The following is a 9,995-nucleotide window of genomic DNA, read 5'->3' on the forward strand; positions in this document are numbered from 1 at the left end:
AGCCCGCCAGAGGAGGGACTGAGTTGCGCAGAGAGATTTTTTCCGACGAACACCTGGAGTTTCGCCAACAGTTCCAGCGTTTTGTGAAAGCAGAGGTCGAGCCCCATATCGGCGAGTGGAACGAGGCCGGGATCACGCCGCGCAGCATCTGGAAGCGAATGGGGGAAGAGGGGTTCCTGGGAGCCAATGAGCCCGAAGCCTACGGGGGTGCGGAAGGCGGCTTCCTGTACAACGCGATCATCCAGGAAGAACTCGCCTACCACCGCGCACACTGTCTGCAGGCGTCACTTCACACCGATATCTGCGTGCCCTATCTGAGCACCTTCGGAAGCGAAGCTCAGAAGCAGAAGTACCTGACCGGCGCCATCAGCGGCGATTGCCTGCTGGCAATCGGCATGACCGAACCCAGTACGGGATCCGATCTGGCCAATGTGCAGACCAGCGCGATTCGCGATGGCGATCATTTCGTGGTCAACGGTGCAAAGACCTTCATCTCCAACGGTCAGAATTGCGACCTGATCATCCTGGTCGCGAAGACCGATCCGTCCAAGCGACACGACGGTATCAGCCTGTTGCTGGTCGACGCAGACGCACCCGGTTTCGAACGCGGACGGGCCTTGAAGAAAATCGGACTGCGCGGCCAGGACACCAGCGAGATGTTCTTCAACGACTGTCGCGTACCCGTCGACAATCTTCTGGGCGTGGAAGGCAATGGCTTCAAGATGCTCATGGAGAAGCTACAACAGGAACGATTGTCGATTGCGGTCTCGTCGATGGCCTCGATTCGACGTTCGCTCGACGACACGCTCGAGTACGTCAAGCAGCGACAGGCGTTTGGACAACCGATCGGCAGTTTCCAGAACACTCAGTTCAAGCTGGCGGAACTCGAAACGGAATACGAGATCGGCCGGGTCTTCGTGGACCGCCTGCTCGCCGCCCATGTCGGCGGCGATGAGATCGTCAAGGAAGTTTCCATGGCGAAGTTCTGGACCACGGATCTGCAGAAGAAGGTGGCCGCCGAATGTCTGCAACTCCACGGAGGCTACGGCTTCATGCAGGAGTATCCGATCTCGGCGGATTACTGCGACGCCGCAGTTCAGAGCATCTACGCGGGTACGAATGAGATCATGAAGGTGATCGTCGCGCGGCGCCTCGGACTCTAGTCCGCGCTTCTCCTGGCCTCGTGACGCGCCCGGCCAAGAGATCCGAGCTAACTGCGCGCGCGCTCCAGGTGCGCTCGAATCTGAGCAATCCACTCGTCGGGATTCTCTAGTTGCGGGCTGTGTGCGGCATCGGAAATCTCGGCCAGGTGCGCGTCGCGGATACCCGCGACCATCGCGTGGGAAGGTCCGATGAATGGCCGATCCTGGACGCCGACCATTACAAGCGTGGGGCACTCGATCTCACCCAGGCGGTCGCGCAGGATCACGCGATTCCCCAGAGATCGCCCGAAGCCGATAAACGCCGCCGGATCCATGGCGCGCAGCTTCTTCTCGATCCGCCCCCGAGCGAGTTCGGAACCCACGCGGTCTTCGTAGGCGAGTTGTGCCGGAGCGCGTTCCCGACCCGGAGCAGCGGCCACCTGCAGCAATCCATCGGAGCCGGCCTTCTCGACGAAGCTCATCAGCTTCTCCAGTTGCTCGGGCGGCACGATATCGATCGGTGAATCCGTCGTGTCCATCAGGACCAGAGAGTGCAGCTTTTCCGGATAGCGCAGGGCGAAGTGCAACGTGGCCATGCCACCCATCGAGTGGCCCAGAAGATCGCACTTCTCGATTTCGAGGCTCTCGAGTGCAGCGGCAAGGTCTTCGACCAGTTCGTCGATGGAATAGGCGCTGGCCTCGCCCAGGTTCGTCGAATCACCGTGGCCACGCAGGTCGACCAGCACTGTGGGCCCCAGCTCGGCCAGCGCTTCGACGTGATCGCTGAAATCGTCACTGGAGCCGGTGAAACCGTGGACGAGCAGGAAGGGGCGTCCCTCCAGCGGCCCGTACCAGCGGAAGGCCATTTCGAGACCGCGAACTTCGAGGTGACCCGCGCGGGTCGGCGTTTCGTACATCCGCCGAATCTACGTGCCGACGTCGAACCTGGCAATCAGAACCCAGCGCGGCTCTGCACGAATTCCGACCAGCCGGTATGCTGCTCCAGAGCGTTTCAATAGGAGAGTTTCGATGCGTGCCTGTACGATGCGTGACCGCAAACTGGTCGTCGATACCTTGCCCGATCCAGTTCCGGAGGCCGGGCAGGTGCTGGTCAAGACTCTGGCTTGCGGCATCTGCGGTTCCGACCTGCACATGCTCAAACACGCCGACATCATGCGCGAAGTCGGCCGGCGAACCGGCCAGGGCGAGGGCATGGACCCGAACCGGGACGTGGTCATGGGCCACGAATTCTGCGCGGAGATCGTCGACTTCGGACCCAACACCTCGCAGACCCTGAAACCCGGTACGCGGGTGTGCTCGATCCCGGTCGCGTTCGGACCCCAGGGCGCGGGCGCGGTCGGCTACTCCAACGATTTCCCGGGTGGCTACGGCGAATTGATGGTCTTGAACGAGATGATGCTTCTCGAGGTTCCCAACGGACTCGACACGGATCGCGCCGCCCTGACCGAACCGATGGCCGTTGGCTATCACGCGGTTGAAAAAGCCCAACTGGTCGGAGGAGAAGTTCCGATCGTGATCGGTTGCGGACCGGTCGGCCTGGCCGTGATTGCCGCGCTCAAACTCAAGGGAGCGGGCCCGATCATCGCGGCGGAGTTCTCGTCGAAGCGACGCGAGATGGCCGAACAGATGGGCGCGGACATCGTGCTGAATCCGGCCGATCACTCGCCCTACGAGAAGTGGAAGGAACTCGCCATTCCCGAGGGCATCGACATGGAGAATCCGATGATGGCCATGATGGCGCAGGGCCAGATCAAACCCTGCGTCGTATTCGAATGCGTCGGTGTTCCGGGGCTTCTGCAACAGGTGATCGAAGGTGCACCGCGCCATGCGCGCGTGGTGGTCGCGGGCGTGTGCATGGAGGTCGACAAGATCGAACCGATCTTCGGCATCAACAAAGAGCTGAACATCCAGTTCGTGCTGGGTTACGGGCCCGACGAATTCTCCACTACGCTGACGAACATCGCCGAAGGGCGAATCAACGTGGATCCGCTGATCACCGGAAAGATCGGCGTCGACGGCGTGCCCGAGGCCTTCGAGGAGCTCGCGAGTCCCGATCGCCACGCCAAGATCCTGGTGGAACCCTGGCGTTAGGGAACCTCTGCACAGGGAGGCTGCAGCTGCGAAGCGCGATGCATCCGCCTGCGCTGCGTCGCGCGACCCTCTGCAGATCTACGGATCTGCGATCGGATCACGCTTCTTGCTCAGGCGGCGACTCCCGCTTCTCGCTCGAATCCTCCCTGTGCAGAGATTCCCTGGGTCCCATCGGGGCGACGGTTGCCCCTGCAGCGAGGTAAGCTGACGACATGGATCTGGGTCTGACGGGCAAGAGTGTCCTGGTTACCGGCAGCTATCGCGGTACGGGCGAGGGGATTGTGCGCGTATTGGCACGCGAAGGCGCGACGGTGCTCGTGCACGGCTTTGGCGACGGCGAACCCGATCGCGTCGTCGACGAGATTCGCGCAAGCGGCGGCGAAGCTTTCGGAGTCGTCGGCGATATTCGCGAGGACGACGGCGCCGAACGGGTCATCCGTGAAGCCCTGAAGGGTCGCGAGCGAGTCGATGTTCTGGTGAACAGCTACGGTGTGGCCGAAGGCCGCGGCTGGCTCGAAAGTCCGAGCGAGGAGTGGATCGATCTGTACCAGAAGAACGTGGTCTCGGGAGTTCGTCTGGTGAAGGGCTTCGTTTCCGGCATGCGCGAGGCCGGCTGGGGTCGAATCATCTGGATCTCGACGATTGGATCTCAACGGCCGGCCGCGCGAACTCCCGCCTACTACGCGTCGAAGGCGGCGCTCGGAAACATGACGGTCAGCCTCATGAAAGAACTCGAAGGCACCGGAATTACAGTCAATACCGTCAGTCCCGGGTTGATCGCCACGCGCGAGGTGAAGCAGAGTTTCCTGCGCATGGCGAAAAAGCGCGGATGGGGCGAAGACTGGCCGAGCGTACAGCGCAAGATCGCCTCGGAGGTTTTTCCCAATCCCACCGGTCGGATCGCAGAGGTGGAAGAGGTGGGCGACCTGATCGCTTTTCTCAGCAGTGAACGAGCGGGCTATCTGAACGGCGCAAATCTGCGCATCGACGGGGGCGCGGCGGACGCCGTCAACTGAAGTTCAACCGAGATCGGAGACATCGTATGGCGGACCGGAACGAGCACTGGCTGAGCCAGGCGCGCAGCCTGCGCGACACCGTGGAGAATCAGGCCGAAAAGGCGGAGCAGTTGCGCACACTGCCGCGAGAGATCGTCGATGCCCTCTGGGATCGGGGCCTCATGCAGTTCATGAACCCGAAGGAAGCGGGTGGCGACGAGCCGAGCATGCGGGAAATGCTCGATGTGTGGCAGGAACTCGCCTGGCAGGACGGTTCGGTGGGCTGGATCTCCATAGCGTGCTTTCCCTCCGCGGCCTTTGCCGCTGCCTTTCTGCCCGACAAGGGTTTTGAGGATGTGTTCACGGCCAATGCCAATCGCGTGACGCTCGCCGGTGAGTTCGCTCCCAAGGGCCAGGGCGTGAAAATCGACGGCGGGTATCAGGTGACTGGAAGCTGGAACTTCGGCAGTGGTACCGGCCATTCGGAATACGTCGTCGGCGGCTTCATTCCGATCGTCGACGGACAACCCGTGATGGAACCGACGGGCCTGCCAGCGCTGACGGTCGCGATCTTTCCGCGCGCACAGATCGAATTCACCGACGGCTGGCACGTGACCGGGCTCAAGGCCACCGGCAGCTTCGACTACAACGTACAGGACGTCTTCGTTCCCGAGCATCGCACCTTCAAACTATTCACTCGCGAGAACAAGCGCGGCGGGAACCTGTACAAGCTCGGGATCATGCCGATCACCTGTGCCGGTCACGCGGCCTGGGCGCTGGGTGCCGCTCGCAGCGCACTCGACGACGTGATCGAACTCGCTCGACAGAAGACGCGCCTGGGTGATCCTTCGACACTCGCCGAAAAACCGACCTTCCAGCGCAATCTCGCCCATCACGAAGGTATGTGGCGAGCGGCCAGACTCCTGGTCTACGACACCTGTTGTGCTGTCGCAGACGCGGTCGTGGCCGGTGAGGAACTCACGACCGATATGCGACGCGATCTGCGTCTGGCGGGAACCTATGCCACGGAAGCGTGTCGGGAAGTCGTGCAGTTCGTACACCTGGCGGCCGGCACCTCGGCCATCCGCGAAGGCAGTCGGCTGGAGCGGGTCTTCCGCGACATGTACACGGGCACACAGCACGCGTTCATCAGCGAGAGGATCTACATCGAGACGGCGCGCCTGCTACTCGGACTCGACGAGGACAACGTCACGCTCTGAAGCGTCAGACGGACATCCCGTTATCGGCCGTGAAACGTGGCCTTGCGCTTTTCGAGGAACGCGGCCACGCCCTCTTTGTGGTCTTCGGTCGCGAATAGCGTGCCGAGTGTCTGTCCGACGTAGGCGCCGAGTTCGTGAACATCGGCCGTGCGCGCGCGGCGCAGGCCTTCCTTCATATAGCGCAGCGCGAGTGGTGGATTTGCGGCGATGCGGCTCGCCAGGCCCGCGGCCGCGTCGCGCAGAGACTCGTGTGGGAGTACCTGGCTGACCAGCCCGATTCGCTCGGCTTCTTTGGCATCGATCACATCGCCGGTGAAGAGGAGTTCGGCGGCCTTGGACGGACCCACAATCTGCGGAAGATAACCCAGGCCGCCCATGTCCGAGATCAATCCGCGCTTGATGAACAGTTCTCCGAATTTTGCGCGCTCCGAGGCGATGCGGATATCGCAGAACAGTGTCAGATCCATGCCCCAGCCGACGGCGGCACCATTGACCGCGGCAATCACCGGGCGGTCGCACTCCAGCACGGCGAGGGCCGCGGGCGTGGGCCTGGGACGAACTGCGCGTAGACGCTGGCCCGTGGCTTCACCACTGCTGCCCGCCATGATTTCGCGCACGTCGTCGCCCGAGCAGAAGGAGGGGTCGGCTCCCGTCAAGATCACGCAGCGGACTTCGGGGTCCTTCTGGGCGTTGCGGAAGGCCGCCTCGAGTTGAGCGTATGCGGCCCAGTTGAGCGCGTTGCGCACATCGGGTCGATTGAGTGTGACGGTCGCGATGTTCTGGCTCACCGCGTACTGGACGACATCGAACTCCATGAAGCAGACCTCCTGGGAGCGATTGTACCAGTCCCTCTGCTTCGGCGGTCCGCGCAGCTACCAGAGGGTGCTTCTGGCGCGATCCGGCCACTCTGCGTCGTAGTCTGACCCGCCGACGCGGTTCTCGCTCAACGCGGCCAGAATCTCGCCAGCCGTGGGCAGGCTGCTCGGATCGGCGTGCTTGTTCGAGTTCCACAGATCCGAGCGGAGCAGAGCGCGCGCACACTGGAAGTAGATGGATTCGACGTTGAACACGATCACGGAGCGCGGGGCCTTGCCGTTGACCGCGAATGACTCCAGCAGGTCGGAATCGCTGCTCAGCTTCGCGCTCCCGTTCGCCCGTAACGTGTTGCCGAAGCCGGGAATCAGAAACAGCAGGGCAGCCCGTGGATCGAGCACGATATTGCGCAGCGAGTCGACGCGGTTGTTGCCTCGCCGGTCAGGCAGCATCAGGGTGTGTTCGTCGTGCACGCGGACGAATCCGGCCATGTCGCCACGCGGCGAACAGTCGAGTCCATCCGGACCGCTGGTCGCCAACGCGACAAACGGCGAAGCTTCGATCATCGCGCGGTAATGCGGGGTGATGTGATCGACTTCCTTCACCGTCGCCGCCGCCAAGGGGTGGCCGTAGATCGCCTCGAGTTCTTCGATCGTTTCGATGGTCGCCATACGGCGAGTCTAACGCGGCGCTCAGCGGAAGGCGGGAATGACCTTCTCGGCGAACAGGCGCGCGGGTTCGCGGGTATCGCGGCCGAAGAACTCCATCACAAAACTCGTGCAACCCAGATCGACGTGCCGCTGGATGCGTTCGATCACCTGATCGGGCGAACCCCAGATGCCGTGCTCCTCCAGGCCAGAACCCATGTGCCCACCGTAGATCTTCTGGGCCTTCGCCAGGAATTGCCGCCCACTGGCTTCGTCCGGCGCAAGTACGACGGTGCACTGTTGCGAGATCTCGATTTCATTCACGTCGCGGTCGAGTTCTCCGCAACGGCGCTTGAGTGCTTCGATCTTCTGCGGCAGAACCGCCTGCGCCACGGCCATGTTGTTCCAGATGTCCGCGTGACGCGCGACGATGCCCATCAACACGCGCTCACCTCCGCCACCCACGAGGATCGGCGGGCGGCGTACGGGTTTGGGCTCGAGCACACAGTCGCTCGTCCGGAAGTGCTTGCCCTCGAAGCTGAGCTTCTCTTCCACGAACAGTCGCTTGAGGATCTCGCAGGTTTCGTCGAGCGCCTGCATGCGTTCGCCGAGTTCCGGAAACTCGCAACCGTAGCCTTCAAACTCGGGTTTAAACCAGCCCGCACCCAGGCCGGCAATCACGCGCCCATTCGAGATCTGATCGATGGTCGCCAGTTGTTTCGCCAGCACCGCCGGATTGCGAAAGAAGGGCGGGGTGACCAGGGTTCCCAGTTCTACGTGCTCCGTCAGCGCGGCGACAGCGGTCAGTTCGCTCCAGGCCTCGAGGATCGGCAGATTGGGAAGTGGCACGCCGTACAGGTGATCGCAGACCCAGACGGAGTCGAAACGCAGGCGGTCGAATTCCAGTGCAGCCGCCTTGGCCTCATCCCAGGAGCGTTTGATCTGGGGAAGCGTAACTCCGAACTTGACGGTGCGTGCCATGGGGTCTCCTGTCCGATGAGTGGCTGTGCAGCCACTATACCGCTCCGGGCGGGTATACTGCGGATCGGCGGATCGGCGACGGGGCGGGGAGTGCAAGGGGCGGGAAACGCGATGAGCCGTGCGAAGCAACCGCGTTCCGGACCTCTGGAAATCGACTGAACTCATCGTGCATGCACGAACGCGAAGGGTATGATCGGCGCGTGAAGATTCCGAAGCAGTACATTCTGATCTCGGCCGTACTGGCGCTTTCGCTCGCTACGGCGCATTCCACCGCAGCCGAACCCGGGCTCGCTCCTCGCCAGGCGCGCATCTTCTCTCGAGTGTGTGCGCACTGCCATATGGTGCCCAGCATTGCTCCGGTGCCCGGAAGCGATGTCGAATGGGGGGAGCGACGAAAGAAGGGTTTCGAGAAGCTGGTCGCCAATGCGATCACGGGAGTCGGCAATATGCCGCCGCTCGGAACCTGCTCGTTCTGTAGTGAGGACGATATGCGCAAGCTCGTCTCATTCCTGACGGGCCTCGAAAAATGAGCGGGCTGACGCGCAGAGAGTTCGCGCACGCAGCGCTGGTCTCCGCAGCGGCGGGTCTTCTGCCCGCATGCGATCCGGCAACAACGGGACCCGCTCCGGAGTCTCCGCCGGAGTACATTCCCGGCCAGCCGCTCCCCTGGGTGAATTGGGGGGGCAATCAGAGCTGTCGCCCGCGCGAGCGCGCGGCTCCTGGAAGCGAAGACGAGTTGCGCACGCTACTTGCGCGCTCCGATGCGGGGATCGTGAGACCTGTGGGGACGGGACACTCTTTCAGTCCGCTCGTGCCCAGCGACGGAACGCTGGTCGCCAGCGATCTGCTCCACGGTCTGATCTCTAGCGATGCAAAGACTCTGGAAGCCGAGGTCTGGGCGGGAACACGCCTGCATCACCTCGGCCCCCTGCTCGCCCAAAAAGGCCAGGCGCAACCCAATCTTCCCGATATCGACTACCAGACGCTCGGCGGTGCGGTCGCGACTTCATCCCACGGAACGGGTCGCGAGTTTGGTTCGCTCTCTCACTATGTGAGCGAGTTGACCCTCGCAACACCGCAGGGGGATCTGCTCACCTGTGATTCTCGACGCAATCCGGAGATCTTTCACGCCGCGCGCTGTTCACTGGGTGCGCTCGGTGTGGTTACGCGTATGAGGATCCGCAATCGAAAGCAGATCCGACTGGTCGAGCGGGCACGTTTTGAACCCCTGGAAGACGTGCTCGAAACCATTGAAGAGAGACGCGATCGCCTGCGCCATTTCGAGTTCTACGCGTTTCCGCACTCTACGTTGTCGTTGGTGCTCGCGGTAGACGAGGCCACCGATCCCGACGAAGTCAGTTCCGAGGTCGAAGACGATCCGGATTCGATCCGTGCGTTACGCGACGCGTATCGCTGGGTCGGGCGCTGGCCGGTCATCGGGAGTTTTGCCTACGACCAGGTCCTGCGTGCGGTGGCCGCGGGAACCGAATCTGTCCGTATCGGTCCATCGCACCGAGTGCTACCGCACGTTCGCCTGTTGCGTTTCCGCGAAATGGAATACACCGTTCCCGCCGAAGTCGGACCGGACTGTCTGCGCGAGATCCTCGCGACGATCCGCGAACGCCGGATTCCGGTGGTCTTTCCGATTGAGTTCCGCTACGTGAAGCGCGATGACGTCTGGTTGAGCCAGTTCTATCAGCGAGATGGAGTTTCGATCTCCATTCACCAGTTTGCTGACGAGGACTACCGTCCCTACTTCAACGAGATCGAACCGATCTTCTGGAAGTACGAGGGACGCCCGCATTGGGGCAAGCTACACACGCTCGATGCCGGTCGCCTGGAAAAACTCTACCCGCGCTGGCGCGACTTCCAGGAAGTGCGTCGCGAACTCGATCCCGAGCGCAAACTCGTCAACCGGCACCTGCGGGACGTCTTCGGTACACCGACCTAGGGAACCTCTGCACAGGGAGGCTGCGGCTGCGAAGCGCGATGCATCCGCCTGCGCTGCGTCGCGCGACCCTCTGCAGATCTACGGATCTGCGATCGGATCACGCTTCTTGCTCAGGCGGCGACTCCCGCTTCTCG

General features: G+C 62.5%; 10 protein-coding genes. 6 read left to right on the plus strand and 4 right to left on the minus strand.

Going from position 1 to position 9,995, the window contains the following annotated elements; translation table 11 throughout:
* The first annotated feature begins 23 nt into the window (after positions 1-23).
* Positions 24-1,163 carry an acyl-CoA dehydrogenase gene (locus GY725_15070; GenBank protein MCP4005511.1) on the plus strand — a complete coding sequence of 380 codons (1,140 nt, stop codon included), beginning with the start codon at positions 24-26 and terminating at the stop codon, positions 1,161-1,163.
* Between the two features lie 47 nt (positions 1,164-1,210).
* Here GY725_15070 and GY725_15075 read toward each other — a convergent pair whose 3' ends face one another.
* Positions 1,211-2,059 carry an alpha/beta fold hydrolase gene (locus tag GY725_15075; GenBank protein ID MCP4005512.1) on the minus strand — a complete coding sequence of 283 codons (849 nt, stop codon included), beginning with the start codon at positions 2,057-2,059 and terminating at the stop codon, positions 1,211-1,213.
* A gap of 112 nt (positions 2,060-2,171) precedes the next feature.
* On the opposite strand from GY725_15075, the gene GY725_15080 reads away from it, so the two are divergent.
* The 3 genes from GY725_15080 to GY725_15090 all read left to right on the plus strand — a co-directional run bounded on the left by GY725_15080 (position 2,172) and on the right by GY725_15090 (position 5,469).
* A complete protein-coding gene (locus GY725_15080; protein ID MCP4005513.1) occupies positions 2,172-3,254 on the plus strand; it encodes a zinc-binding dehydrogenase in 1,083 nt (360 codons plus the stop codon).
* A gap of 212 nt (positions 3,255-3,466) precedes the next feature.
* Positions 3,467-4,270, plus strand: a complete 804-nt coding sequence (locus GY725_15085; protein MCP4005514.1) for an SDR family oxidoreductase — start codon at positions 3,467-3,469, stop codon at positions 4,268-4,270.
* 26 nt (positions 4,271-4,296) lie between these two features.
* Complete coding sequence (locus tag GY725_15090) at positions 4,297-5,469, plus strand: acyl-CoA dehydrogenase (protein ID MCP4005515.1); 1,173 nt, start codon at positions 4,297-4,299, stop codon at positions 5,467-5,469.
* Positions 5,470-5,489: 20 nt separating this feature from the next.
* Here GY725_15090 and GY725_15095 read toward each other — a convergent pair whose 3' ends face one another.
* Genes GY725_15095 through GY725_15105 form a run of 3 tightly spaced genes read right to left on the minus strand, consistent with a single transcriptional unit; the run spans position 5,490 to position 7,910 of the window.
* Positions 5,490-6,284: an enoyl-CoA hydratase gene (locus tag GY725_15095; protein ID MCP4005516.1), complete on the minus strand. Its 795-nt coding sequence runs from the start codon at positions 6,282-6,284 to the stop codon at positions 5,490-5,492.
* 57 nt (positions 6,285-6,341) lie between these two features.
* Entirely contained in the window at positions 6,342-6,953 is a 612-nt protein-coding gene (locus GY725_15100; GenBank protein MCP4005517.1) for a pyridoxamine 5'-phosphate oxidase family protein, read from the minus strand.
* A gap of 21 nt (positions 6,954-6,974) precedes the next feature.
* Positions 6,975-7,910 carry an LLM class flavin-dependent oxidoreductase gene (locus GY725_15105; protein ID MCP4005518.1) on the minus strand — a complete coding sequence of 312 codons (936 nt, stop codon included), beginning with the start codon at positions 7,908-7,910 and terminating at the stop codon, positions 6,975-6,977.
* Between the two features lie 200 nt (positions 7,911-8,110).
* Here GY725_15105 and GY725_15110 point away from each other — a divergent pair, with 200 nt between their 5' ends.
* Complete coding sequence (locus tag GY725_15110; protein ID MCP4005519.1) at positions 8,111-8,440, plus strand: cytochrome c5 family protein; 330 nt, start codon at positions 8,111-8,113, stop codon at positions 8,438-8,440.
* The gene (locus GY725_15115; protein MCP4005520.1) at positions 8,437-9,861 is read left to right on the plus strand and encodes an FAD-binding protein; all 1,425 of its coding nucleotides are present in this window, start codon (positions 8,437-8,439) and stop codon (positions 9,859-9,861) included. The genes GY725_15110 and GY725_15115 overlap by 4 nt, the downstream gene beginning before the upstream one ends.
* Positions 9,862-9,995: the final 134 nt, after the last annotated feature.

This window comes from bacterium (assembly GCA_024226335.1).
Taxonomy (GTDB): Bacteria; Myxococcota_A; UBA9160; order SZUA-336; family SZUA-336; genus JAAELY01.

What these genes read in the sequence shown, in the direction of transcription:
- GY725_15075 (MCP4005512.1), bottom strand. Translation starts at nt 2,059, where the DNA reads ATGTACGAAACGCCGACCCGCGCGGGTCACCTCGAAGTTCGCGGTCTC.
- GY725_15080 (MCP4005513.1), top strand. Translation starts at nt 2,172, where the DNA reads ATGCGTGCCTGTACGATGCGTGACCGCAAACTGGTCGTCGATACCTTG.
- GY725_15085 (MCP4005514.1), top strand. Translation starts at nt 3,467, where the DNA reads ATGGATCTGGGTCTGACGGGCAAGAGTGTCCTGGTTACCGGCAGCTAT.
- GY725_15090 (MCP4005515.1), top strand. Translation starts at nt 4,297, where the DNA reads ATGGCGGACCGGAACGAGCACTGGCTGAGCCAGGCGCGCAGCCTGCGC.
- GY725_15095 (MCP4005516.1), bottom strand. Translation starts at nt 6,284, where the DNA reads ATGGAGTTCGATGTCGTCCAGTACGCGGTGAGCCAGAACATCGCGACC.
- GY725_15100 (MCP4005517.1), bottom strand. Translation starts at nt 6,953, where the DNA reads ATGGCGACCATCGAAACGATCGAAGAACTCGAGGCGATCTACGGCCAC.
- GY725_15105 (MCP4005518.1), bottom strand. Translation starts at nt 7,910, where the DNA reads ATGGCACGCACCGTCAAGTTCGGAGTTACGCTTCCCCAGATCAAACGC.
- GY725_15115 (MCP4005520.1), top strand. Translation starts at nt 8,437, where the DNA reads ATGAGCGGGCTGACGCGCAGAGAGTTCGCGCACGCAGCGCTGGTCTCC.